Annotated in this window: 26 protein-coding genes; 17 read left to right on the forward strand and 9 right to left on the reverse strand. The window is 67.4% G+C overall.

Features of this window, described 5'->3' with window-relative positions; translation table 11 throughout:
- Positions 1-56 precede the first annotated feature (56 nt).
- The 3 genes from YWC_RS0108325 (at position 57) to YWC_RS0108335 (ending at position 2,624) form a co-directional block, all read left to right on the forward strand.
- A complete protein-coding gene (locus tag YWC_RS0108325) occupies positions 57-1,025 on the forward strand; it encodes an IS1595 family transposase (protein WP_027864955.1) in 969 nt (322 codons plus the stop codon).
- Positions 1,026-1,106: 81 nt separating this feature from the next.
- Positions 1,107-1,514 carry a ribbon-helix-helix domain-containing protein gene (locus YWC_RS0108330; RefSeq protein WP_036213736.1) on the forward strand — a complete coding sequence of 136 codons (408 nt, stop codon included), beginning with the start codon at positions 1,107-1,109 and terminating at the stop codon, positions 1,512-1,514.
- 12 nt (positions 1,515-1,526) lie between these two features.
- Positions 1,527-2,624 (forward strand): extracellular catalytic domain type 1 short-chain-length polyhydroxyalkanoate depolymerase, encoded by a 1,098-nt coding sequence (locus YWC_RS0108335; RefSeq protein ID WP_027864957.1) that lies wholly within the window; start codon positions 1,527-1,529, stop codon positions 2,622-2,624.
- A 12-nt stretch (positions 2,625-2,636) separates the two neighbouring features.
- Here the strand turns inward: YWC_RS0108335 and YWC_RS0108340 are convergent, their stop codons facing one another.
- Positions 2,637-3,572: a N5-glutamine methyltransferase family protein gene (locus YWC_RS0108340; protein ID WP_027864958.1), complete on the reverse strand. Its 936-nt coding sequence runs from the start codon at positions 3,570-3,572 to the stop codon at positions 2,637-2,639.
- 162 nt (positions 3,573-3,734) lie between these two features.
- Here YWC_RS0108340 and YWC_RS0108345 point away from each other — a divergent pair, with 162 nt between their 5' ends.
- The 4 genes from YWC_RS0108345 to YWC_RS28770 all read left to right on the forward strand — a co-directional run bounded on the left by YWC_RS0108345 (position 3,735) and on the right by YWC_RS28770 (position 6,858).
- Positions 3,735-3,923: a hypothetical protein gene (locus YWC_RS0108345; RefSeq protein ID WP_027864959.1), complete on the forward strand. Its 189-nt coding sequence runs from the start codon at positions 3,735-3,737 to the stop codon at positions 3,921-3,923.
- A gap of 33 nt (positions 3,924-3,956) precedes the next feature.
- Positions 3,957-4,826 carry a KPN_02809 family neutral zinc metallopeptidase gene (gene ypfJ, locus YWC_RS0108350; protein WP_027864960.1) on the forward strand — a complete coding sequence of 290 codons (870 nt, stop codon included), beginning with the start codon at positions 3,957-3,959 and terminating at the stop codon, positions 4,824-4,826.
- Between the two features lie 181 nt (positions 4,827-5,007).
- Complete coding sequence (locus YWC_RS0108355) at positions 5,008-6,192, forward strand: zinc-dependent alcohol dehydrogenase (RefSeq protein ID WP_027864961.1); 1,185 nt, start codon at positions 5,008-5,010, stop codon at positions 6,190-6,192.
- Positions 6,193-6,201: 9 nt separating this feature from the next.
- The gene (locus tag YWC_RS28770) at positions 6,202-6,858 is read left to right on the forward strand and encodes a hypothetical protein (RefSeq protein ID WP_229413048.1); all 657 of its coding nucleotides are present in this window, start codon (positions 6,202-6,204) and stop codon (positions 6,856-6,858) included.
- Positions 6,859-6,915: 57 nt separating this feature from the next.
- On the opposite strand, the gene YWC_RS28775 is transcribed toward YWC_RS28770, so the two are convergent.
- Positions 6,916-8,166, reverse strand: coding sequence for a PepSY-associated TM helix domain-containing protein (locus YWC_RS28775; RefSeq protein WP_084416355.1), 1,251 nt, complete (start codon positions 8,164-8,166; stop codon positions 6,916-6,918).
- A 163-nt stretch (positions 8,167-8,329) separates the two neighbouring features.
- Between YWC_RS28775 and YWC_RS0108370 the strand changes: the two genes are divergently transcribed.
- Both YWC_RS0108370 and YWC_RS28780 read left to right on the forward strand, forming a co-directional pair.
- Positions 8,330-10,423, forward strand: coding sequence for a TonB-dependent receptor (locus YWC_RS0108370; RefSeq protein WP_229413049.1), 2,094 nt, complete (start codon positions 8,330-8,332; stop codon positions 10,421-10,423).
- A 142-nt stretch (positions 10,424-10,565) separates the two neighbouring features.
- On the forward strand, positions 10,566-12,365 hold the full coding sequence (locus YWC_RS28780) for a M4 family metallopeptidase (RefSeq protein WP_036213740.1): 1,800 nt from the start codon (positions 10,566-10,568) through the stop codon (positions 12,363-12,365).
- Here the strand turns inward: YWC_RS28780 and YWC_RS0108380 are convergent.
- Both YWC_RS0108380 and YWC_RS0108385 read right to left on the reverse strand, forming a co-directional pair.
- Positions 12,359-13,081, reverse strand: coding sequence for a M23 family metallopeptidase (locus YWC_RS0108380; RefSeq protein WP_027864963.1), 723 nt, complete (start codon positions 13,079-13,081; stop codon positions 12,359-12,361). The genes YWC_RS28780 and YWC_RS0108380 overlap by 7 nt on opposite strands.
- Before the next feature lie 27 nt (positions 13,082-13,108).
- A complete protein-coding gene (locus YWC_RS0108385; protein ID WP_027864964.1) occupies positions 13,109-14,143 on the reverse strand; it encodes a L,D-transpeptidase family protein in 1,035 nt (344 codons plus the stop codon).
- Positions 14,144-14,267: 124 nt separating this feature from the next.
- On the opposite strand from YWC_RS0108385, the gene YWC_RS0108390 reads away from it, so the two are divergent.
- Positions 14,268-14,567, forward strand: coding sequence for a 2Fe-2S iron-sulfur cluster-binding protein (locus YWC_RS0108390; RefSeq protein WP_027864965.1), 300 nt, complete (start codon positions 14,268-14,270; stop codon positions 14,565-14,567).
- Positions 14,568-14,590: 23 nt separating this feature from the next.
- Here the strand turns inward: YWC_RS0108390 and YWC_RS0108395 are convergent, their stop codons facing one another.
- Complete coding sequence (locus YWC_RS0108395; RefSeq protein ID WP_036213742.1) at positions 14,591-15,493, reverse strand: alpha/beta hydrolase; 903 nt, start codon at positions 15,491-15,493, stop codon at positions 14,591-14,593.
- 146 nt (positions 15,494-15,639) lie between these two features.
- Here YWC_RS0108395 and YWC_RS0108400 point away from each other — a divergent pair, with 146 nt between their 5' ends.
- Complete coding sequence (locus YWC_RS0108400; protein ID WP_027864967.1) at positions 15,640-15,825, forward strand: hypothetical protein; 186 nt, start codon at positions 15,640-15,642, stop codon at positions 15,823-15,825.
- 91 nt (positions 15,826-15,916) lie between these two features.
- Positions 15,917-16,111 (forward strand): hypothetical protein, encoded by a 195-nt coding sequence (locus YWC_RS31990; RefSeq protein WP_229413050.1) that lies wholly within the window; start codon positions 15,917-15,919, stop codon positions 16,109-16,111.
- Between the two features lie 243 nt (positions 16,112-16,354).
- Here YWC_RS31990 and YWC_RS28785 read toward each other — a convergent pair whose 3' ends face one another.
- Entirely contained in the window at positions 16,355-16,552 is a 198-nt protein-coding gene (locus tag YWC_RS28785) for a hypothetical protein (protein ID WP_036213744.1), read from the reverse strand.
- Positions 16,553-16,738: 186 nt separating this feature from the next.
- Here YWC_RS28785 and YWC_RS33310 point away from each other — a divergent pair, with 186 nt between their 5' ends.
- Complete coding sequence (locus tag YWC_RS33310; RefSeq protein ID WP_169728098.1) at positions 16,739-16,876, forward strand: hypothetical protein; 138 nt, start codon at positions 16,739-16,741, stop codon at positions 16,874-16,876.
- Positions 16,877-16,936: 60 nt separating this feature from the next.
- Positions 16,937-17,314 (forward strand): hypothetical protein, encoded by a 378-nt coding sequence (locus YWC_RS0108415; RefSeq protein ID WP_027864968.1) that lies wholly within the window; start codon positions 16,937-16,939, stop codon positions 17,312-17,314.
- A gap of 4 nt (positions 17,315-17,318) precedes the next feature.
- On the opposite strand, the gene YWC_RS0108420 is transcribed toward YWC_RS0108415, so the two are convergent.
- From YWC_RS0108420 to YWC_RS0108430, 3 genes are all read right to left on the reverse strand, one after another.
- On the reverse strand, positions 17,319-17,549 hold the full coding sequence (locus tag YWC_RS0108420; protein WP_229413051.1) for a hypothetical protein: 231 nt from the start codon (positions 17,547-17,549) through the stop codon (positions 17,319-17,321).
- A gap of 132 nt (positions 17,550-17,681) precedes the next feature.
- Positions 17,682-20,558: a bifunctional diguanylate cyclase/phosphodiesterase gene (locus tag YWC_RS0108425; RefSeq protein WP_027864970.1), complete on the reverse strand. Its 2,877-nt coding sequence runs from the start codon at positions 20,556-20,558 to the stop codon at positions 17,682-17,684.
- A 148-nt stretch (positions 20,559-20,706) separates the two neighbouring features.
- Positions 20,707-21,504: a spermine/spermidine synthase domain-containing protein gene (locus YWC_RS0108430; protein WP_027864971.1), complete on the reverse strand. Its 798-nt coding sequence runs from the start codon at positions 21,502-21,504 to the stop codon at positions 20,707-20,709.
- A 95-nt stretch (positions 21,505-21,599) separates the two neighbouring features.
- On the opposite strand from YWC_RS0108430, the gene YWC_RS0108435 reads away from it, so the two are divergent.
- The 3 genes from YWC_RS0108435 (at position 21,600) to YWC_RS31520 (ending at position 24,341) form a co-directional block, all read left to right on the forward strand.
- Positions 21,600-21,875: a hypothetical protein gene (locus YWC_RS0108435; RefSeq protein WP_027864972.1), complete on the forward strand. Its 276-nt coding sequence runs from the start codon at positions 21,600-21,602 to the stop codon at positions 21,873-21,875.
- A 15-nt stretch (positions 21,876-21,890) separates the two neighbouring features.
- Positions 21,891-23,063, forward strand: a complete 1,173-nt coding sequence (locus YWC_RS0108440; RefSeq protein WP_027864973.1) for a GGDEF domain-containing protein — start codon at positions 21,891-21,893, stop codon at positions 23,061-23,063.
- Between the two features lie 150 nt (positions 23,064-23,213).
- Positions 23,214-24,341, forward strand: a complete 1,128-nt coding sequence (locus YWC_RS31520; protein WP_156923569.1) for a GGDEF domain-containing protein — start codon at positions 23,214-23,216, stop codon at positions 24,339-24,341.
- The last annotated feature ends 20 nt before the right edge of the window (positions 24,342-24,361 follow it).

A 24,361-nucleotide genomic window follows, 5' to 3' on the forward strand; every position in this document is an offset into this window, starting at 1 on the left:
CGGAACTGCTGAGCTGCTCGATGGTCGAACGCCTGTCACCGCAGAAGGGAACGACCATGCGCGCACTGTATTTCAAGAAGTGGTTTGCCAAGCTCCCCGCACTGAACCTGCCCCAGCGCCTGCAAACGCTGACCGCCCTGCATCCCGCTGCCGGGCTGGACCAGGTGATCGCCCTCATCGGCCAGATCGGCGGCACGCAGCGCCGCTGCCCCGACTGCGCCTGCGAACGTTACTACCGGCATGGGCAAGCGAACGGCTTGCAGCGCTACCGCTGCCGCGCCTGCAGCCGCACCTATAACGACCTGAGCGGTACGCCGCTGGCGCGGCTGCGGCTGCGTGAAAAATGGCTCGATTACCTGGGCTCCGTGCTCGACTCGACATCGGTGCGCGCCGCCGCCAGAGACGTCGGCGTGCATCGCAACACCGCCTTCCGCTGGCGCCACCGCTTCCTGGAGCGTCCCAGGCATGCCCAGCCGACGCGCCTGTCCGGCATTGCCGAGGCTGACGAAATGTTCATGTTGGAATCGCAGAAAGGCGCACGCACGCTGGACCGACCAGCACGCCGGCGTGGCGGCCGGGCCAGCAAGCGCGGCATCTCGCGCGAGCTCGACTGCATTCTGGTAGCGCGCGACCGCAGTGGCCAGACTGTCGATGCCGTGGTCGGCCGAGGCGCCTTGACGGCGGCGCAGCTGGAGCGCCTCCTGCTGCCCCGGCTCGACCGGCAGGTGCTCTTGGTCAGCGACGCCCATGCGGCGTATCGCAGTTTCGCCCGCAAGCATGGCATCGCGCACGAAGCGGTAAACCTGCGTGCGGGCGTACGGGTACGCCGCGGCCTCACCGGTGTCATTCATGTGCAAAATGTGAACGCCTATCACCAGCGCTTCCGGCAATGGTTGAGCCGCTTCCGCGGAGTCGCTTCGCGCTACCTGCCGAACTACCTCGGCTGGCGTCGGGCGCTCGATGGCGGACGGATAACGACGGTAGAGCAATTACTACGAATCGCGATCGGGGTCATCCATATCTAACGGTGACAGCGCCTATTTTTTTTGCCTGGTGGGGCTTGCAATACTCCCGTTATACTCCATGTGGAGTGCAAGGAGAAGATAATGCACCCAACCGTACGTGTTCCAGACAGCGAAAAAGTCACCGTCAACGTCGGCCTGGTCGACCTGGCCCAGGTCGACCTCCTGGTCAACGAAGGTTTTTATTCGAACCGGACCGACTTCGTCCGTACCGCCCTGCGCAACCAGTTGCTGGCCCATGCCGACGCGCTGCGCCAGATCGTGGTGCGCAAGCGCTACGTGCTCGGGCAGCACCGCTATAGCAGCAAGGAGCTGGAGGAGGTGGTCGCCGGCGGCCAGCGCCTCGAGGTCCATGTGCTGGGACTGGCCGTGATCGAAGACGAGGTGACGCCGGAACTGGCCAGCGCCGCCATCGCCTCGGTCCAGGTCCTGGGCGCCTTCATCGCGTCGCCCGCCGTCAGGCAGGCGCTCGCCGACCGTATTCACACATAGAACAGGATTCCCATGAAACCCATCGACGAATTCGTGCGCCAGATGATGGCCTCGGCCGAGCGCGTCCGCGCCGGCGACCCCGGCGCCGCCACCGACGTGATCCAGCGCGCACTGCAGCAGGCGGGGCTGATGAGCCCCGCGCCAGGCGCCGCGCCGCCAGATGCGCCCACCGTCATCGACATCAATCCAGCGCCCGGCGCGGCGCGGGCGCGGCCCATGCCGAAGGCGCGCAGCAGCTGGAAGCGCCAGCCGCATGCCCCCGCCGACCTCGGTCCGGGCCGCTTTATCGACGGCAGCTTCGCCTGCCCGGAAGGCCGGCGCCGCTACAAGCTGTACGTGCCGGCCGGCGCCGCCGAGAGCCCGCGCCCGCTGGTGGTGATGCTGCACGGCTGTACCCAGAATGCCGGCGATTTCGCCGCGGGCACGGCAATGAACACGCTGGCCGAGGAACACGGCTGCCTGGTGCTGTATCCGGAACAGGACCGCTCCGCCAACCATAACAGCTGCTGGAACTGGTTCGAGCCGGGCCAGCAGCGGCGCGGCCGCGGCGAGCCGGCGATCCTGGCGGCCATGGCGCGCGAGATCGTCGCCGAGCATGGCGCCGATCCGCGCCGCGTGTATGCGGCGGGCCTGTCGGCCGGCGGGGCGATGGCGGCCATCCTCGGCGCCGAGTATCCGGAGCTGTTCGCGGCGATCGGCATCCATTCCGGCCTGGCTGCCGGCACCGGCAAGGACATGATCTCGGGCCTGCATGCGATGAAGCATCCGAAGGCCGCAGCGGCAGCGGGGCAAGGTGTGCCGGTCATCGTGTTCCATGGCGATGCGGACCACGTGGTCCATCCCGGGAACGGGGACGCGGTGCTGCAACAGTTCAGCGGTGCGCAGGCGGGCAGCCTGCAGCGCGAGCGCCAGGAGGGCAATGCCGGCGGGCGCCGCTTCACCCGCAGCTGCTGGCGCGATGCGCAGGGCCGGCGCCTGGCCGAGCACTGGCTGGTGCATGGGGTGGGCCACGCCTGGGTCGGCGGCAAGTCGGCCGGCTCGCACACCGACGCCAGCGGGCCGAACGCGTCAAGGGAGATGCTGGCTTTCTTCCTCGAGCACGGCCGCTAGGGCCGTTCGGCGTCAGCGCCGGATCGCGTGCAGCCACACCGCCGCGATCCGCTCCGTCTCCTCGTAGCCGGGTTCCCCCAGCTGGCCGCCGAAAATGTCCGGATCCAGCTCCTCATAGCTCCAGTGGTCGCACCGGGCTTCCAGCTCGGGCCGGATCGCTTCCAGGAATTCGTCCTGCGCGCCGGTGATCGCCACGCCCGTGTACAGCATCAGGTTACCGCCCCGGCGCAGCCGTCCCAGGCTTTCCTTGACGATGCGCACCGACAGCTCGGCGCCGCGCATGCCGCCGCCGTGGCGGTAGGGCAGTTCGCTCGGGTCGAGCACGTAAGGCGGGTTCGACACGATCAGGTCGAAGTCGCCTTCCAGGCTGTCGAACAGATTGCTGTGGCAGGCGTGCAGGTTCGGCAGTTCCGCCAGCTGCGCATTCACCACCGTCAGCGCCAGCGCGCGGGTGTTGATGTCGGCGCCGATCACCTCGGCGTGCGGGAAGTGGCGCGCGATCGCCAGCGCCCCGGCCCCACCGCCGCAGCCGATGTCGAGCGCCCGCACCGGTCCGGAACCAAGCCAGGGAAAGGCGCGTCCCATGGTGCCGACGAAGCGGTAGGTATCGGGACCGAAGAAGACGGCGTCGTCGTCGTCCGTGGGATAGGCCGAGTGGAAGACCAGCAGCTCACCGAGGCTCGAGGCGCGCAGCGTCGAGCGCAGCAGGGCGCCATCGGGCTCGACGATACCGGCCTCGCGCATCAAGTCCAGCAGTTCCGGCGCCACGTCCTCGGGGGCGAAGGGCCGGCTCCAGCCGAAGATGCCACGCAGATCCAGCGCCCGTTCGTTGCCCGGGCGGCGGTTGATGCGGCGGTGCGTGGACGGAGTCACCGTGATGAAACGGTAGTCGTGCTCGCGCAGGTAGCGGCCGAGGGCGACGAGGGCATTGGCGTGTGGACTTGTCATGCCTGCCAGCGTCGCATACCGTAGGCGGTGCTGCTGTGCGCCAGCTAACGCTGTTGGTGAGCTTGGTGAGGGGAAATTGCCGCTCATATGTGAACATGCGAACAGTCCGATACGGCAGGGGTGTCCATACTCGATCACACGGTCGACAACAGGGAGGGGAACATGGCGAACAGGGACGAGATCGAAGGGCCGCTCGGCCGCGTGGAACGTGAAGTCGCCCGCGAACGTCACGAGCGCGCCTTGCACGACGAGGCGCGCAGCGGGCTGGCGCCGCTGGAAGAGGAATTCCGCCTGAAGGATGCGCGCGAACGCGCCGACAGCAGCAACTTGAAACGGCATCCGGGGCGCTGATGGCGCCGCAATCGGCCATGAGGAGGACAGGTGATGAAATGGGAAGGTGATCGACAGAGCGACAACGTGGAGGACCGCCGCGGCGGCGGTGGCGGCGGTGGTTTCGGTTTCGGCGGCAAGACCGTCGGCATCGGCACCCTGGTCATCGCGCTGATCGGCAGCGTATTTTTCGGCATCGATCCGAGCGTGATCCTCGGCGGCGGAGGCGGTCCCGTGCAGGTGCAGCAGGCGCCCCAGGGACCCCGGGGCGCCCCGGCGAACGACCGGGAGACCCAGTTCGTCAAGACCACGCTGGCCTACACCGAAGATGCCTGGGCCCAGATCTTTGCGGAGCAGGGCGCGCAATACCGCCCGGCAAGGCTGGTGTTGTTCGAAGGCGCGACCCCGACCGCCTGCGGCACCGGGCGCAGCGCCACCGGCCCCTTTTACTGCCCGGCCGACGGCCAGGTATATATCGACCTGAGCTTCTTCCGCCTGATGCAGCAGCGCTTCAACGTGGCCGGCGAGTTCGCCCAGGCCTACGTCATCGCGCACGAAGTCGGCCACCATGTGCAGAACCTGCTGGGCCTGTCCGACAAGGTGCATAACGCCCAGCAGCGCGTTTCGGAGCGGGAAGGCAATGCCCTGTCGGTGCGCCTCGAACTGCAGGCCGACTGCTTCGCCGGTGTCTGGGCCAACCGCACCAACAAGCGCGAGCAGATCCTCGAGGCGGGCGACGTCGAGACCGCCCTGGCCGCGGCCACCGCCATCGGCGACGACGCCCTGCAGCGCCAGTCGCAGGGCACGGTGGTGCCGGATTCGTTTACCCACGGCAGCTCGGCCCAGCGGGTGCGCTGGTTCACGCGCGGCCTGGAGACCGGCAGCGTCGAGCAGTGCAATACCTTCGAGGCGCGCCAGTTGTAGGTCGATCCTGTAGGACTAGCGCCCGTCGAGCTGCGTGCAGGCTCCAAAGCCCCTCAAAACGCCCCGTTCGTTTCCGTGCGCGTATCGCAATCCTTGGTGTTTTGACATAACGTATTTGCACAAGCCCGCCGAGCCGGCGGGCGTTTTGTATCCCGTTGCGAACAACCATCGAGGAGGAGTTATGCTGGCAATGAACTACCGCGGGCCCTACCGCGTCCGCGCCGATCACAAGCCCGACCCCGTCATCGAGCACCCGGGCGACGCCATCGTGCGCGTCACCCGGTCCTGCATCTGCGGCTCGGACCTGCACCTGTACCATGGCCTGGTGCCCGATACCCGCATCGGACACACCTTCGGCCACGAGTTCATCGGCGTGGTGGAAGAGGTCGGCTCCGGTGTGCAGCACCTGAAAGTCGGCGACAAGGTGCTGGTGCCCTTCAACGTGTTCTGCGGTTCCTGCTTCTTCTGCGACCGCGAACTGTACGGCAATTGCCACAACATGAATGCGGAATCCACCGCGGTCGGTTCCATCTACGGCTACTCGCACACGGCCGGCGGCTACGACGGCGGCCAGGCCGAGCTGGTGCGCGTGCCGATGGCCGACGTCGGCCCCATGGTCATCCCGGACGACATCCATGACGACGACGCCGTGCTGCTCACCGACGCGGTGCCGACCGGCTACCAGGCGGCCGAGATGGGCGACATCCAGGAAGGCGACACGGTGGTCGTGTTCGGCGCCGGCCCGGTCGGCATCTTCGCCGCCAAGTCGGCCTGGCTGATGGGCGCCGGCCGCGTGATCGTGGTCGACCACGTCGAGTACCGGCTCGAATTCGTCAAGCGCTATGCCCAGTGCGAGGTGGTCAACTTCAAGGACGTGCGCGACATGGCCGAGCACATCAAGAAGATGACCGACTGGATGGGCGCCGACGTCTGCATCGACGCGGTCGGCTGCGAAGCCTCGGGCAATGCGATGCAGTCGCTCACCGGGCGCTACACGATGATGCAGGCCGGCTCGGCCACCGCGCTGCACTGGTGCATCAATTCGGTGCGCAAGGGCGGCAATGTGTCGATCGTCGGCGTGTATGGGCCGACCTTCAACTTCGTTCCGATCGGCAATGCTCTGAACAAGGGCCTGACCCTGCGCATGAACCAGGCCAGCGTCAAGCGCCACCTGCCGCGCCTGATCGAGCACATCCGCGCGGGGCGCCTGAATCCGAAGGAAATCATCACCCACCGCGTGCCGCTGGAAGAGGTGTCGGATGCCTATCACATCTTCTCGGGCAAGCTCGACAACTGCATCAAGACCATCCTGATCCCGCCGAACGCCAACCAGGTCAAGGCGGTCACGGCCAGCGCAATGCATTGAGGAGCGACCATGGAACCACGTAGCGATATGAAAGAACACGAGCACCACGGCCACGCACACGGCCACGACCATGAACATGGCCACTTGCAGCAGCACCCGGGCCAGGGCCACATCGCCCCGCGCCGTCCCTCGCGCCAGGAACTGCAGCACATCCAGGGCTGGGGCGCCGACCTCGACCGCAAGAACCGGCCCGGCGTGCCGATGGAACGCACCCCGCCGCGCTTCATCAACCAGCCGGAAGGCGATCCGCCGCAGCAGCAGGAGAAGGTGGAAATTCTCGTATCGAGCGAGCGTCCGGGCATCACCCAGGTGTTCGGCACGGTGCAGCCGCCCTCGGGCCTGTCGGGCATGATCCGGCGCCTGGCCTTCAAGGCCAGCGAGAACGACATTCGCCACTGGCTGCTGTTGCTGCTGGCCGACCGCGTCAACATGGTCGAAGGCATTGCCGACGACCTGGCGCACGGGAAGGTCCCGAACGTGCTGGGCGAGATGGGCATCAAGGCTGAGATGAAGCACAACCCGGCCGGGCTGGCCAAGAAGGTGGCGATCACCGCCGCCGTGGTGGGCACGGCGGTCTACCTGATGAAGCGGCGCGACCGCGACGACGATCGCCACGAGCGCAGCCGCTACGAGGGCGACCGTTACGGCGAGCGTTATTACCGCTGAGTCTTACGCGCTGCGATGAGCAGGGGCAGCAGGGCCGGGTGGGCCTGCTGCTTGCGCTCAACCGTAGCGTGGATCGTTCAGTACGGGCGACGCCTCGGTCTGCACCATCACCGGTGCGGGGCGGGGCGCTGTCACGTTGGCGGGCGCCTTGCGCTTGGCCGGCTTGCGGCGGAACTTGATCCAGACCACCAGACCGGTAATAAAGAACAGCAGGGGCGTGAGGCCCACCACGGTGATCAGGATGCGCCCGGCCAGGCCAAACGCTTCGCCTGTGTGCAGCGGGAACAGGGTGCTGACGAACCAGTCGCCGCCGCGCGCGGTGAGCGGGTCGATGGCGCGGACTACCTCGCCGCTGCCGGCATCCACGCTCACGCGGGTGGCCCCTGCACCGTGGCGCAGTTCGCCCGGCTGGCGCACCCGCACTTCATAGGGCTGCTCCGGCTTGGCCGGGATGCCGATGCGCGATACCCGGCCTTCAGGGTAGCGCGCCTGCGCCGCCGCCATCGCCGCGCCGGCGTCGATGCGCGGAACGTCCGTCAAGCTGGTATTCAGCGCCTTCTCGTTCTTGGTCAGCGGCGCGACCGCGCGGATGGCCGGCGTCACCCAGTCCGGCGCGTTGAAATACACGCCCGAGAAGGCCAGCACCAGCAGCACCGGCGCCACGTAGAAGCCGGCGGCCCGGTGCAGCTGGAAGTTGAACTTGGGCCAGTTGCTGCCGCGCCGTACCGAGATCGCATGCCAGAAGGCGGATAGCGTCATCTTCGGCCACCACACCACGATACCCGTCAGGGTCAGGAGCATCAGGGCCAGGCCCTGCACGGCAATGACGATCTTGCCCGCTTCGCCCGCCATCAGGTAGCGGTGCAGGTGGAACAGGGTCGGCATCAGGAGCGGCCGCGACAGGCCGGCTTCGCCCCAGTTGCGCTCGCCCAGGATCGCCAGGTTGCTTGGGTCGACCATGACCTGGCGCGTCACGCCCTGCGTCCAGCTGGAATCCGGCTTCTGCGGCCGGTACCAGGCGACGTACACGTCCCCATGCACTCCCGGCAGGAACAGGGTATCGGGCCGTCCATAGCCCGGCTCATCCTGCAAGCGCGCCATCACCGCCGCCACCTGGGCCGGGGCAGGGCGGGCTTCAAGGCCGGCGGTGGCGCCTGCGGGTGGGGCCACCCGCAGCAAACCGGGGTTGAGCCAGGCATCGAGTTCATGGCGCCAGCCGATGACGGTGCCGGTAAGCCCTTGCAGGACCAGGATGGTGCCGAAAATCAGGCCGGCCCAGAGGTGAACGGTGCGGATGAGCGGTTTCATGTCGCGAATGATAACCTAAATGAGAATGATTCTCGATCTTGCGTCAATACATGATAACGATTATCATTTAGGAATTCCTGCTGAGCAAGCGTATTTCGTATCCATGAACAAGAACAACTCACTTAAAACGATCCCCGCCGCCGTTGCCACCGCATGCATGTTGATGGCCCTACCCGACGCCATCGCACAAGAACAGAAGCCGCAGGAGAACAACGAGGAAAACCTCGCCTCGGTCGTGGTCACCGCCACCCGTACCGCCAAGGCCGTCGACAAGATCCCCGGCGCGGTCTCGGTGATCACCCAGCAGGAGCTGGCAACCCAGTACCTGATCGCCGACGATCCGTCGCAGGCGCTCGCGACCTATGTGCCGGGCTATGCCCCGAGCCGCCAGAAGATGACCTCCACCGGCGAATCGCTGCGCGGCCGCCAGCCCTTGATCCTGTTCGACGGCATCCCGCAATCGAACCCGCTGCGCGCCGGCATGCGCGAAGGCTATTTTGCCGACAGCGCCATCATCGAACGCATCGAAGTCATCAACGGCGCCTCGGCCATGCAGGGCATGGGCGCGACCGGCGGCATCATCAACTACATCACCAAGACCCCGCGGGTCGAGGGCACCACCTATACGGTGAACGCCCGCCTGGCCAGCCAGTTCGAATCCGACAACCTGGACTGGAAGACCGGCCTGACCGTCAGCCACAAGTCGGGCGACTTCGACATGCTGGCCTACGCCAGCGTGCAGCGCCGCGGCATGGGCTATGACGGCAGCGGCCGCCGCCTGGGCATCGACGCGGTCCAGGGCGACACCATGGATTCGCACGGCAACGACCTGTTCGTCAAAATGGGCAGGAACTTCGGCGACCAGCGCCTGCAATTGACCCTGAACCGCTTCGACCTGGCCGGCGACGGCGACTATCGCAGCGTGCCGGGCAACCTGGCGCAAGGCCTGCCGACCAGCTCGGCGCCCGGCACGCCGATCGGCATGCCGCCGCGTAACAAGGTGCGCAGCGCCAGCCTCGACTATCGCCACAACGACCTGGCCGGCGGCACCCTCAGTGTGCAGCTGTTCGGCCACGAGTTCTCGGCACTGTACGGCGCCACCAATACCTCCACCTTCCAGGACCGCGCCATCGCCCCGGTCGGCAGCCTGTGGGACCAGTCGCAGGTGGTGACCGACAAGCGCGGTTCGCGCATCACCTGGGCGCGCCCGGACCTGCTGGTTGAAGGCCTGGAACTGACGGCCGGTGTCGACTGGCTGCAGGACAATCCCCAGCAGCGCCTGGCCGGCACCGGCCGCACTTGGGTGCCTGAGCTGAAATTCCGCTCGCTGGCGCCCTTTACCCAGCTTGAATACGAGTTCGGCCCGGTGACCGTGCGCGGCGGCGTGCGCTTCGAGGACGCCAAGCTCGACGTCGACACCTACACCACGCTGGCCGCCTACGGCAGCCGCCGGGTGGAGGGCGGTTCGGCCGAGTTCTCGAAAGCGGTCAAGAACATCGGCACCGTGTGGCGCTTCGCCCCGGGCTGGTCGGCCTTCGTCGGCAGCTCGGAAGGCTTCGGCCTGCCGGACGCCGGCCTGGTGCTGCGCGGCGTGGCCGTGCCGAACCAGTCGGTCTCGAGCCTGATCAGCCTGCAGCCCATCGTCACCCGCAACAACGAGGTCGGCATCAACTGGCGCGGACCCAGGGGCCAGTTCGGCCTGTCGCGCTACGATTCGCGCTCCAAACTCGGCAGCGTGATCCGCATTACCTCGGCCGGCATCGGCCTGGTCGAGCGCGTGCCGACCACGGTCAAGGGCTGGGAAGCGAACGCCGAATGGCGCCCGAGCAAGGAGTGGAGCGTGTTCGGCACCTGGGCCACCCTTGACGGCAAGACCGCCGCCGCCCAAGGCGCGCCGATGGACCTCGACCTGGGCGCCCGTTCGCAGGGTCCGGACAAGTCGGTCCTGGGCGCCAACTGGACATTCCGCCCGCAAGCCCAGCTGCGCCTGCAGGCCACCCACCTGCGCGACCGCGACATCAACATCGGCCGCCGCGTCGGCACCAGCAACCTGGAAGAGCACTTCAAGGGCTACACCCTGGTCGATGCCGCCCTGACCTGGGACAGCGCCTACGGCCGCTTCGGCCTGAGCCTCGAGAACATGTTTGACAAGTACTACGTCGGCTACTACTCGCAGTCGGCGTCGAGCGTGGACGTGAACGCCACCTATGCCGGCCGTGGCCGCACCCTGGCCCTGAGCTGGAACCGCAGCTTCTAAGCACGCCAGGCCGCGGGCAGGCCGGCCTGCCGCCAGCCTGCCTGCATGAGCGTTGCGCTCAAGCAAATACTTTCTGCTGAGCTCGTCCAAACTGTCCGGTGGGCGGTCCATCCCAGGACCGCGTTTCCACGATGGGGACGAAATGAGAACGCACACCACCTTCCCGGCAGCGCTGCTCGGCGCCGCCCTGCTGTTCCTGGCGCCGGCGCAGTCCCTCCATGCGGCTCCGATGATGAGCCCGCCCACGACGCTGAGCGCATCCGTCAAATCCGCGCTGCTGGCCCAGCTGGCGGCGCAGCGCCAGGCCAAGGGCCTGGACGCCGACCACCATTACCGCATCACGGCCCAGCATCCGGGCGCGGGCGGCACCCAGATCGTGCGCGCGACCCACACCTGGAAGGGCCTGCGCGTGTTCGGTTCGGAATCCGTGGTGGTGCTCGACAAGTCCCTGAAGATCCTGTCCGAGTCAAGCTCCGAGCGCCGCCAGCACCTCGGCACCGGCAGCGCCAACCGGCTCGGCGCGCTCACCGCGAGCTTCAGCGTCCAGCCGCAGATCAACAGCCGTGCGGCGATCGCGGCGGCGCTGGCCTCGCTGGCGCCCGCCTTCGGCCAGAATCCGGTGACCGTGGCCAAGCCGACCGCCGAACTGCTGATCTACCCGGTAATGCGGATGCAGCGTGTGGTCGGCGCCGGCGCCAAGGAAGAAGCGGAGCTGAACGCCCTCGACGTGCAGGACGTGGTCGAGCGCTACGAGCTGGCCTACCTGGTGCGCACCCGCCTGCGCGTGGGCGACCAGCCGGTCTACCACGACAGCATCGTCAGCGCCAGGGACGGCGCCATCCTCGACCAGTGGAGCATGGTGCAGACCGTGGTCGGCGTGGGGAAGAGCCAGTACAACGGCGAGGTCCCGATCAGCACCACGCTGGCGAACGGCGTCTGCCAGATGCTCGACCCCGAGCGCGGCAAGGGCGGCACCTTCGGCGCGATGGCGATCACCAATGCCAACAACGGCAGCAGCGCCGGCAAGGTGTATACTAATGCCACCAACGTCTGGGGCGACGGCAAGCAGTTCGAGGGCGGCAGCACCACCGGGGCGAACGGCCAGACCGCGGCCGTGAACGCGCTGTGGGGCCTGATGAACACCTACGACGCCCACAAGAACGTGCTGGGCTGGCTCTCGCTCGACGGCAAGAACACCGCGACCTACATCGCCGCCCACGTCAACCGCGGCTACGACAACGCCTACTACAGCGACACCTGCAAGTGCATGTTCATCGGCGACGGCACCTACTTCACCAGCCTGGGGGCGATCGACGTGGTCGGCCACGAGATGGGACACGGCATCACCGCCTCGACCTCGGACCTGATCTACAGCGGCGAATCGGGCGGCCTGAACGAATCGAGCTCGGACATCTCGGGCGAGGTGGTGGAAGCCTATGCGCGCGCCGGCGGCAAGGGAGACAAATTCCCGGAAGAGGGCAATGACTGGCAGCTGGGCACAGAGATCAGCCGCAACGCCACGCCGCTGCGCTGGATGTACCGCCCGAGCAAGGACGGTAGCAGCCCGGACGCCTGGAGCACCTCGCTGCGCCGCCTCGACGTGCACTACAGCAGCGGGCCGAACAACCGCATGTTCTACTTCCTGTCACGCGGCTCGAAGGCCGACACTGCCGGCGACTACTACAGCAAGTACCTGGTGAAGCAGCCGAGCGCGATGACCGGCATCGGCATGGACAAGGCCTTCCGCATCTGGTTCCATGCGAATACCACCAAGTTCACGTCCTCGACCAACTACGCCGATGCGCGCGCGAAGATGATCGAGGCGGCCGAGGAGCTGTACGGCAAGGCCAGCGTCGAATCGGTAGCGGTGCAGCGCGCCTACGCCGCCATCAACGTCGGCGCGGACGTCGACGAGCCGGGCGCCGTGGCCACGCCTTACTGAGCGGCGACGGTCTGCCCGTCCGTCATCAGGGGAAAGGGATTCAGTGGCGTCCCTGTCCACCACTGCTTTTCCGGCGTCAGCTCGAACACGGCGAAGTGCAGGTGCGGCGCGTTTGGATCGGAATTGCCGGTCACGCCGACATAGCCGATCACGTCGCCGCGCTTGACGTCCATGCCTTCCTTGATGCCGTCGGCGTAGCGCTCCAGGTGCGCGTAGTAATAGGCGTACTTTTCGCTCGGGTCGAACTGGTACAGCGTGGTGCCGCCCGGCTTACTCGTGAACAGCTTGGCCACCTTGCCGTCGGCGGCGGCCAGCACCGGCGTGCCTTTCGGCGCCATGATGTCGAGCGCCTCATGGTGACGCTGGGTGCCGCGCGGCTGGTCGTAGGTGTCGCTGAGGTTGGCGAGCTTGATGCCCTGCACCGGCACCAGCAGCTTGCCATGGACGGCGGCGGCTACCGCATCGGCCGGCGACTGCGGGCCGGACGCGCCCACTGCAGGGGAGGGAGGACGCAGCGGCAGGTCGAATTCGCTCAGGTCGGCCTGGATGCTCGGCGGACCCGGCAGCTGTGGATCGATCTGTGCCGCCGGCACGCCGGCAGCCGGCGGCGCGGTGGCCACACTTGGCGCCGGCTCGTCGGGCACGGCACGCAACATCACGAACAGGCCGCCGGCGCCGACCAGCACGCCGAGCAGGAAGGTCATTAACCATCTCATGTCATCCTCCGTTGGGGGTTAATCCAATCAGCTCTCCAGCACCACCTCCAGGCCCGCGCTGACCGCGCCCGCCACTTCGGCGGCGCTCCAGTTGGTCAGGCGGATGCAGCCGTGCGACTCGGTCTTGCCGACGTGGCCGGGCACCGGCGTGCCATGGATGCCGTAGTGCTCCTTCGACAGGTCGATCCAGACCACGCCGACCGGGTTGTTCGGTCCCGGCGGCACCTTGGCCTTCTTGTCGCCCGGCTCGGCGTCCCAGAACAGCTTCGGGTTGTAATGGTAGGTCGGGTTGGCGTGCACGCCATTGATCTTCCAGGTGCCGATCGGCAGCGGATCGTTGGAACTGCCGGTCGAGACCGGGTACTGCGCAATCAGGCCACCGGCCGCGTCGAACAACTGCAGCACCTTCGGTCCTTCCTTGACCACCACTTTCGCGGCCTTCGGCAGCGGCTGCTTGCCGTGGACGTTGGGGACGACGATCTGCTCGCCGGCGCGGCCGAAGTCCTTGCCGGGGTTCAGGCGTTCCAGCATGGCCGGCTTGGCGTGGAATTTCTCGCCCAGGCCTTCGAGCACGTTGGCATAGCCCAGTTCGGGCATCTTGGCCTTTTCCATCATGTCGTTCGGCACGGGGCGGAACGGACCGGCCACGTCGGCGTCGACCAGGGTATAGGTGACCAGGTGCGGGCTGTTGTCGGCATTCAGCGCCTCCCAGGTGGCGGCATCGAGCTTGCCGGTGACCGGCAGCTTGCGCATCGCCTGGAAGGTGTTCAGGGCCTGGCGCATGTTGGAACCGTAGGCGCCGTCGATCTCGCCGGGCGACAGGTTGGCGCGGTCCAGCAGAACCTGGGCGCGCAGGTTGCGTTCGAATTCGGCCTTTTTTGCGGCGGCCGGATCCACCGGTGCGCCGGCCTGGACAGGCGCCTGTCCCTGCGGCGCCGGCGCTTGCTGCTGCTGTGCAGGCGCGGGAGCGGCGGGCGTCAGTGACGCTTGCTGTGCGTGGGCCAGGGAAAGGGTGCCCAGCAGGGCAGCCACGAGGAGGGGGAGGGCGTGCGATTTACTCATTTTGGTTTCCTGCAATGCTTGCTTTTGGAAACCTCAGGGTAGGCCTGCGGCCGTACCGGGTCTGTGCGAGAACGAACTCAAGCGGCCGGGGTCGGTTACCACCGGGCCGCGCTACAATCCCTGCATGCCAACTCACACCATCGTGCTCGAGCCCAGCGGTTTTACCTGCGAGGCGGACGAGGACACCAGCATCCTCCACGCTTTCGAAGCGGCCGGCATCGAGCTGCCCAATTCCTGCCGCAACGGCACCTGCCGCACCTGCATTTGCCGGGTGCGCAGCGGCGAGGCCGCGCATCGGATCGAGTGGCCGGGGCTTTCCTTTGACGAGAAACGCGAGGGCTACATCCTGGCCTGCGTAGCGGTGGCGCGCAGCGACCTGGTGATCGAGGCGCCGGTGGCGCGCCGCATCGTCTGGGGCGATTGAGAGCGAAAGCCTGTCAATCCGCATCACGGCTGCGGCCGGCCCAACGCCCGTTCGATCACGCCCAGCACCTGCGGCCAGGCAGGCGAATTCGCCGCCACTTCGTCGTAGTGGCTGGCGCCCGGCAGGATCACCACCTCGGCCGCATCACCCGCCTTGCGCGCCCGCGCCGCATAGTCGTGCGCCACCCGCGGCGGCGAGATCGTATCCAGTTCCCCCGTGACCAGCCAGGTACGACTGCCGTTCGGCATGAGGTCCGCCGCATTGGTATCCACGAAGACGTCCGGCCGCCCCGGACCAGGCACACCGGCCAACTCCGCGGTATCGCGCCCGCAGCTGGACTTGATCAGGGCAGCCTCACTCCGCAGGTCGGCCAGGCCGCCCAGGCTGACGACCGCCGGCACCTTCAAGGTCTGCGCACGGTGCAGCGGGCTGCCGGCCGGGATGCGTCCGCGCCCGGCCATCCACTGCACCAGCTGGCCGCCGGCCGAATGGCCGACCGCGACCAGGCGCTGCAGGTCGAGCGGATAGCGTCCCGCCTGCTTTTCCAGGGTCTCGAGGGCCGCATGCATATCCTGGTAGGTGCCGGGATAGCCGCCGCCCGCTTCGTCGCTGCGCCGGTATTCGACGTTCCAGACCGCGATCCCGCGCGCCGCCAGCGCCCCGGCCATGTTGCGCAGCTGCGTGATGCCGCCGAACTTGCTGGTCCAGCAGCCGCCGTGCACCAGGACCGCGACCGGGAAGGGGCCGCTGCCCGGCGGCAGGAACAGTTCCGCGTACTGCGAGGGCGCCTCGCCGTAGGGAATGCGGGCGCTAGGCGCGGGGCCGTCCAGGGCCAGGTAATCGGCCAGCTTCATCGGGGTGGCGGCGGATGCGCCATGGATGCCGGCTGCAAACAGGGCTGCGAACAGGACGGGGCGAAGTTTCATGGTCGGCAAGGAAATAGTCGAGTAAGCACTATAGCCGAGGAAGCCAGGCCGCGGCATTGCCTTCGGCGCCGCACGATTGAAAAACCCGGCTTCGGCATCCATGCTAGGCTGCATCCAAAGCCAACCACGTCAACAGGAGGAGTGCGATGAGCCAATCGAAATCCGGCGGAAGCCAGACCAACAAGCAGTCGGACAACATGTCCGAGGAAGACATGGCCAAGCAGCGCGCGGGCCAGAACACGCAGAAGAGCAGCCACGACCACATGTCGGACGTCAAGGCCGGCAAGGGCGAGGGTGCCGGCGGCGGAGCCAAGCAGAAGCATCAACGCTGATTGTCACCGGTGCCCGCCGCATGGCGCAGACAGCATGCGCCGTGCGGTGGCTTCATCCGCGGGCGCGCCCGCATCATCCGAGAGGCTGACCATGACCATGCTTGCTCAAGAAAACAAGCTGCACGGATCAACCCCCGTGTACGCCCACAGTACCCCGGAACCGGACGTTCCGGATCCGACGCCGGCGCCCGACCCGCGGCCACCGGTGCCGGACGATGTCCCCGACCCGGTCAATGCCCCGGTCGAGGAGCCGCGCTTCCCCGAGCCGCCGATCCGGGCCGCCTGACCCCGGCGCTCAGGCTGGCCTGGGCGTGCAGCCCTGGTCGGCCGGCTGGGCCCTTGCCGCCAGCCGGATATCGGGTCGACACCGTATTCCAGAAGATTACGCGATGAACCGTGATTGCCATCCTGGCCGTCCGTGGACCTGCCACGTCGGGACAGACGGCGCCGGACTCCCGCAAGCGGGGCTGGCGTTCGCGGGATGGTCGGGCGGGGAGGGGACGCCGGCCGCGAAGGCCGGCAGGGAACTTCAGTTGCGGGGCTTGTCCTGGCTTCCGGACGAGCCCTGTCCGGCCTGGCTGCCCGATGGCGGCAGCGGCGGAATCTGGCGGATCATTTCTTCGGTTTCCAGTTCTCCAGGGGATTTCTCACCGCTGCCGATATCGGATTCGTGCAGCACGTTGGGGCCTTTTGCCGCGGGATCGACTTGGCGGGTTGCGTTGCTCATGGTGCGCTCCAGGTGGTTGTTCGACAGGATGATCCTAACAGGGCCGAACGGTCATCGGCGCGCGGGACGCCGCACTGCAGCATTCGGTCCGGCCGCAGCGGCGTGCCGATCCATGTCATATAGCCGACATCTAGGCCTGCCTATAATGGATCCCACAACAAGCACTGCCGGATGCCGGAGGAGACCATGGGCCGTACCCTGCACAACACCATCTACCTGGGCCGCGGCCCGCTCTACTACTCGCGCCGGGCCCAGCTGGCGCTGGCGCTCGGCGTCGCGGCCAGTGCCGGCCTGGGCTGGCTGGCCTTCCGGGCGTTGCGTTGATGCTTGCCCTCGGCCGGCGCGCCGGTTACCATGGCGCGCCCTGGCCGAATAGAAAACAGCATGAAGAACGAACAACTGACGACGGACGAATACGACGCCCTGGAACTGGTACGCCGCGGCGTGAAGCGCGACACGGCGGGTGCCTGCGTGGGGCGCAATGCCAAGCGCCTGTCGGGATTGAAGATGCTCGAGTACACCCGCGACGGGCGTATCGTGCTCACGGAAAAGGGGCAGCAGGTGCTGTTCCTGCGCCGCTGCATCAAATCGCTGACTGCCCTGGCGGATGACCCGCAGGCCCCGCTCGACGGCGACGTGGTCCGCTTCCTGAGCATCAAGTCGCACATCGCCCCGCTCGAAGACGGGGGCTACGCCCTGACCGACAAGGGCCGCGAGACGCTGGACGACATCGTGCGCCAGCAACAGCAGCAGCGCCGCTAGGTTCTTAGTTAATCCGGCGGCGGTTCGGGTAGACCAGCACCCGCACGGCCACCTCGGCCGGCACGTTCATGGTCGCCAGGAACTCGGCGGCGCGCTGCAGTCCGAGCGTGGGGATCGATGCCACGGCCTGGTTGATCAGGTCGCGGGTGCGGATGTCGGTGCGCTGGCGGCGTACGCCACTGGCAGTGCCCGCTGCGGCGGCGACCGGAGTCAGCTCGCCGGTGTCATTCATCATGATGGATATCCGTTATGTCTGAGGTTGCTAAAGAGACACGGCTATTCTAAGGCTAACAATGTTGTTTAGGCTACAAATAAATAGCCTATAAGCAGCTTAGCGGATAAATGACGATGGGAAACTTGAGCCGGATCAAGCCTCGGCGATTTCCGGCGCGGTTTCAGGCGCCGGTTCGGGCTCGGTTTGGCGCGGCGGCGGCAGCGCCTTGCGCTGGACCAGCAGCTGTTCGAACTCCTCGGCCGCCAGCGGCTTGCTGAAGAAATAGCCCTGCATTTCGTCGCAGCCATGGCTGCGCAGGTAGTCGAGCTGCTCGAGCGTCTCGACGCCCTCGGCGATCACGGCCAGTTTCAGGTTATGCGCCAGCGCGATGATCGAGGTGACGATCGCGGCGTCGTTGGCGTCAACGGTGATGTCGGCAACAAAGGAACGGTCGATCTTCAGCACGTCGATCGGGAAGCGCGACAGGTAGGACAGGCTCGAATAGCCGGTGCCGAAGTCGTCGATCGACAGGTTCACGCCCAGCGACTTCATGCGGTGCAGCAGGTCCACCGCCGGCGTCACGTCGCTCATGAACAGGCTTTCGGTCAGCTCGATCTCGAGGCAGTCCGGGTCCAGCATGGTGTCCGCCAGCACCGACTCCAGGCTGGCGACCAGGTCGGCGGCGCCGAACTGGCGCGCCGACAGGTTGACCGCCACGCGCAGGCGTCCCAGTCCCGCATCCTGCCAGGCCTTGTTCTGGGCGCAGGCGGTGCGCATCACCCAGGCGCCGATCTGGACGATCAGCCCGGTCTCCTCGGCGATGCCGATGAAGCGGCCGGGCGGCACCATGCCCAGCTCCGGATGCTTCCAGCGGAGCAAGGCTTCCATGCCGACGATCTGGCCGGTCTTGAGGTCGACCTGCGGCTGGTAGTGCAGCACGAATTCGTTACGCTCGAGGGCGTTGCGCAGCGCGCTTTCGATGCGCACCCGCTCCAGCGACTCCTCGTTCATGGCCGGCGTATAGAACTGGAAGTTGTTGCGCCCCATCTTCTTGGCGCTGTACATCGCGATGTCGGCGTGTTCGATCAGGCTGTCGGCCGGCGTGCCCTCGCTCGGGTAGACCGCCACCCCGATCGAGCAGGTGACGAAGAATTCCTTGGTGCCCAGCATGACCGGCTGGGCCACCGAGTCCATCACGCGCTGCACGATCTCGGGCGAGAGCGGCTCGTCGTGGTGCTCGGACAGGATCACCACGAATTCGTCGCCCGACAGGCGCGCCACGGTGTCGGTGTCGCGCAGCGAGGCGGTCAGGCGCGCCGCCACCGTCATCAGGAGCACGTCGCCGGCCTTGTGGCCCATCGAGTCGTTGACGAACTTGAAGCGGTCGAGGTCGATCAGCATCACCCACATCGGGCGGCCGCTGCGGTTGGCATAGGCGATCGCCTGGCCGAGGCGGTCCTGCAGCAGCGAGCGGTTGGGCAGGCCGGTCAGCACGTCGTGCTGGGCCACGTGGTGCACGCGCTGTTCGGTGAGCTTGCGTTCGGTGATGTCGCTGCCGGTGCCGCGATAGCCCAGCAGCTCGCCGTGTTCGTCGAACACCGGCTGGCCGTTGACGCAGAACCAGCGGGTGTCGCCCTGCGCGTCGACCACCTTGTATTCGAGGTTGGCGAAGGGTTCGTGCGCCTTGACCTGGGCGATGTGGGCGCGCCCGGCCTCGGTCTCGAGCAGGGCGGGGGCGTGTTCCCAGCGCGTCTTGCCGAGCACCGCCTCGACGGCGACGCCGGCCTTTTCGGTGAAGCCGCCGGTGACCATGGTGAAGCGCAGGTCGCGGTCCTGTTCCCAGTACCAGTCCGAGGACATCGACACCAGCTGGCGGAAGCGCTGTTCGCTCTGCTGCAGGGCGCGCTCGGCGCGCTCGCGCGCGGCCATGTCCTCGACCAGGCGGCGGTTGGTGCGGCGCAGGTCGGCGGTGCGCTGGCGCACCAGCTGCTGGACCTTGCGCGCGCGCTGGCCCGAGGCCTGCACGAAGGCAGTGCCGAGCAGGGTCATCAGGATGCCGCCCACCAGCAGGGCGGTCGAGGCCATGTGGTCGTGGAGGAAGGGGCGCGGCGCGCTGGCCACTTCGATGCGCCAGGGCTTGCCGGCGATGCGCAGCAGCTTGCTGGCATGGCCGGGCTGGCCCGGTGCGAGGAAGCCGGCCAGCCAGCCCTGTTCGGGCTTGCTGGTGTCGCCGGTGGAAAACAGCAGGTTCGCCGGGCTGGCCCCGTCGCCGGCATAGACCGACACGAAGATCTCGCTGGAACCCTCGCGCGGGTCGAGCAGTCCGGTGGCGGCCAGCGAGGCGCGCACCAGTTCCGGGCCGCGGATGACGATCGCAGTGTCGCCGGCCAGCATGCCGTCGCGGTCGAGCACCGGCATGACCAGGCTGAAGGCCGGCTGCTTGCGCTCGTCCTGGGCCAGCTGGAACAGGTCGGTGGCGGCGGCGCGGCCCTCGCCGCGCGCGATCGCCAGCGCGCTCATCACCTGCACGTTCTCGGTGATGTTCAGGCCGAAGGCACGTTCGTTGCCGGCAATCGGTTCGATGAAATCGACGATGTGGTAACGCGCACGCGGCGGCGCCGCCACCAGGCCCTGGGCCTGCAGCTCGGTGAACACGGTGCCCGGACGGATCCTCTGCAGCTCGCGCTCCACGGCCGCGCGCTGGTCGCCCGGCACGGTACGGTGGACATTGAAGGCCTGGATGTAGCGGTGGCGCTGCAGCAGGGCAGCGGTGAAGTCGCGGAAATGCTCGCGGCTGACCGGCTCGCCGCGCGCGAACAGCTGGTTGGTCACGGTCAGCACTTCGACCGCCTGGTCGATGCCCTGGCGCACCGCGGCCACGCGCTCGTCGGCGCGCTGGGCGAAGGCGAGCGCCATGTTGTCGTACTCGAGGTGGCTCACTCCCAGGAACAGGGCGCCGGATGCGGCCAGGCCGCCCCCGAGCGTGAGGGCTGCCGCGAGCGTCAGCGACAGGGGCAGGCGAGGCGCCATGGATGTGTCCAGAAGGTCCGTGATAACGACGTGCACAAGATGCCTAAAGGCTTGCCAGTAGGCATCAATACGTGGAGTGTGTCACATCCGGGCAGTTTTCGGCAAACGAAATGTCGCAAGCGCGTGCCAGGCTATTGACCCGCGCGCTTCAACCCCGGTGCGGCCGCCATGCCAGCCAGGCAAGGACCAGGCGCGCCAGCAGGCGGTTGGCCAGTGCACTTCCAAGTCCACGATTACCCAGTGTGTCTCGCAGGAAGCGCAGGGAGCGCCCTGGCGCGGCACCGGGGAGGGAGGCGCGCTGGGCAAGCAGGATCTGGTTGTTGCCGGCGATGCCGGACAGCCAGCAGACCTGGCCATCGAAGGCCGCCTGCAGACGTTGCACTGCGGTCACATAACCGGGATCGTAGGTGAAGATATTTGCCACCAGCACGCCGCCGCGACGCAGGGCGCGCCGGCAATGCGCATAGAAACTGGCGCTGCTGAGTGCCGGCGGCAATCCGGCGGCGTCGAAGCCGTCCACCAGCAGCACGTCGACGTCGCCAGGCGCGTCGGGCTTGCCGGCGCCGGCCCGGGCCAGCCAGTCGGCCGCGTCGCAATGCAGCACGCGCAGCCGCGCATCGTCGGGCGGGACCTGGAACTGCGCGCGCAGCGCGATCACGTCTGCACGCACTTCGAGCACCGTGATGCGGGACTGGGGAAACTGGCGGCGACAGAACTTGACCAGCGAGCCGCCTCCCAGCCCCACCATGAGGATATGGCGCGGGCGCGGCGCCAGCAGGGCAAAGCACATCATCGCGCGCGCATACGGCAGCACCAGGGCGTCCGGACGAGACAGCCGCATTTCGCTCTGGATGTCGCCCGGGGTGAATTCCAGCGTGCGGCGGTCGCCCCGGGTGGTGACGATCGGCGGGGGGAGGGAGGGCGGCTGGTCGGGTGATCCGGTCATGGCGCCAGTATAGCGAGCGCTACCCCCCAAGGGACTAGCTTGTTCTGCGGCATCGCTTTCTGATAAGCTGACCACCCGAACAAAGACCGACTCCCATGTTCCTGGACCATCCCTCCATCACCGCCACCAACGCCCAGACCGAGCCCGACCGTCTCGAGCGCCTGCAGCGCGTGTACGGCTATGCGATGGCCCTGGCCGACAGCGCCGGCAACACCGGTTTCGTCGACAAGCTGACCCAGTTGCACGACCACAAGGGTACCCTGATCGTGTTCTGGCACGCGCCCCCGAACCTCGAGGAGCAGGATTATTTCAGCCGCGCCTGGGTCAGCAAGGTGGGCGACGGCACCACCCTGGTCGAACACGAGTACTGACGCTAGAACCGACACATGACGAACCTGGACGCGACCACGATGGTGTTGGTGCTGGCCCTGGGCAACCTGGCCCTGTGCGCGCTGCTGACCTTCTTTGACCACGGCCCCGTGCGCCCTGCGGCCTTGAGCGCCTGGCCCCTGTCCAAGCAGGTGCAGGCGGGCGCCTGGACCCTGCTGGCGCTGGGCGGGGCCGGCGTGGTGCCCGAAGCGCTGGCGCTGCCGGGCGGCTATGCGCTGCTGTTCGCCGGCGTCGCCATCGAGGGCGGCGCGTCCTGGCAGGCGGCCGGCCGCGACGGCTGGCGCCGTCCGATCCTGCTGGCGGGCGCTCTGGCGATCCTGGTCTTCCTGCTCTGCTACCTGGTCGACGAGCAGGGGCTGCGCAGTCTGGCCGCTTCGCTGCTGCTCGGCGCCCTCTACCTGAACTGCGCAGCGGCGCTGGCCGCCGGCTGGCGCCAGGCCAGCCTGCTGCAGCGCTTCCTGGCCCTGGTGACCGCCGTGCTGGCGCTGCTGGTGGCGGCGCGCGGCCTGTCTGTGCTGCTGCTGCCGGGCGGTTGGCGCTGGCTGTCGAGCGAACTGCTGCGCCAGTTCTCCAGCGCCGCGCTGTATCTCCTGATGCTGGCCAACGCCTTCGGCGTGCTGCTGCTGGGACGCGAACGCCTGGGGCGCGAACTGGCGCGCCTCGAGGTGGTGGACCCGCTCACCGACGTGCCGAACCGGCGCGGTTTCTTCAACGCCCTGGCGCCCTGGATGGCGCTGGCGCGCCGCCCCGGCCTGCCGACCGCGCTGGTGGTGCTCGATCTGGACGGGTTCAAGCGCGTCAACGACGGCTACGGCCACCCGGCCGGCGACGCCGTGCTGCGCCACGTGGTGGACCTGTGCAAGCGCCAGCTGCGCGATTCCGACCTGGTGGGGCGCCTGGTGGGTGTGGAGTTCGCGATCCTGCTGCCGCGCACCAACCTGGACGAGGCCCTGCTGGTGGCCGAGCGCATCCGCGCCGCGATCGCCAGTTCGCCGGTCAAGAGCGAGCGCGCGATGATCGCCATGACGGCCAGCTTCGGCGTGACCGTGATCCGCCCGGAAGACAGTACCGTGACCCTGTTCCAGCGCGCCGACGATGCTCTGCGCGCGGCCAAGGAGGCCGGGCGCAACCGGGTCAGCCAGGCAACGGCCGCGACTGTCGAGACCTAGAGCGCCGCTGCCCCGGCCGGCTGAATCGGCCGGGAGAGGACGGGCGACAACAGGAGCATGTTTCTTCTGGACATCTTTGTCGGAGCCTGACAAGATATTGAAAGTTTCAATTCCGCAAATAATGTTGACCTCGTGACCACCAACCAGCCAATGGGTGAATCCGACCTGGCGCTCGCGCGTGCGACAGGTTTTTCGGAATGTGCGATTGCGCTTCGTCGCGCACTGACCACCACACCGGTCGGCTGGCTGCTTGCCGTGTGGTTTTGCCGGGACCACGTGCCGGTGCAGTCGATCGCATCGTGGCTGGGCAGCGCCGCCGCGATATGGGCCGGCAGCCTGTGGGTCCTGCAGCGGATGATCGGCGCCGGCTCGACGCTGGCCATGCATGGCGTCCGGCTGCGCTGGATTGCCGCACTGGACGGCTTCGCATGGGGGCTGCTGACCTGGTTCCTGATCGGCTACGACCCGGCGCTCGACGCCATCCTGATGGCGCTGCTGTGCGGCGTCACCTCGATCAACGCCCAGGTGTACGGCACCTACGTGGTGGCCTATTACGGGCAAATCGGCATGCAGTGGGTGGTATCTGTGTCGGGATTGCTGTTGGCGGCCGGTACCCCGGGCGCGCTCGACTACGCTGCCGGCCTGAGCGTATTCATTGCCCTGACTGCCTACTATACGCGGGCGATCTCGCAGCGTTTGCTCGAAGGGATACGCCTGCAGCATGCCAATGCTTCGCTGGCGGCGCAATTGCGCGCGGCGCTGCAGAAAGTCGAGCTCGATGCGGCGACCGATGCGCTGACCGGGCACTGGAACCGCCGCGCGCTCGATGATGTCCTCAAGCAGCAGGTGGCGCAGTTTGCTTCCTCGGGCCGGCCCTTCTCGATCCTGATGCTCGACATCGACTTCTTCAAGAACATCAACGACGAATTCGGCCACATGGTAGGCGACGACGTCCTGCGTGCCTTCGCCCAGGCGCTGCGCGGCTTCCTGCGTTCCGCCGATTTCTGTGCCCGTTTCGGCGGCGAGGAGTTCGTCGTCGTGCTGCCGGAAACCTCGCTGGCGACCGCGATGGAGGTGGGAGAACGTATCCGTACCGGCATCGCCCAAACGCCCCTGTTGAACAAGCCGAGCGTGCAGGCCACGGTCTCCATCGGCGTGGCGACCATGACGGAAGGCCAGGGCATCAAGGATCTGTTTGCCGCGGCCGATGCGGCGGTCTACCTTGCCAAGAACGAAGGACGCAACCAGGTGCGTTCGCAGATCCTCCTGGCTGCCTGATAACCAGGGCGACGCGTGAC

Source organism: Massilia alkalitolerans DSM 17462, from assembly GCF_000427785.1.
Taxonomy (GTDB): domain Bacteria; phylum Pseudomonadota; class Gammaproteobacteria; order Burkholderiales; family Burkholderiaceae_D; genus Telluria; species Telluria alkalitolerans.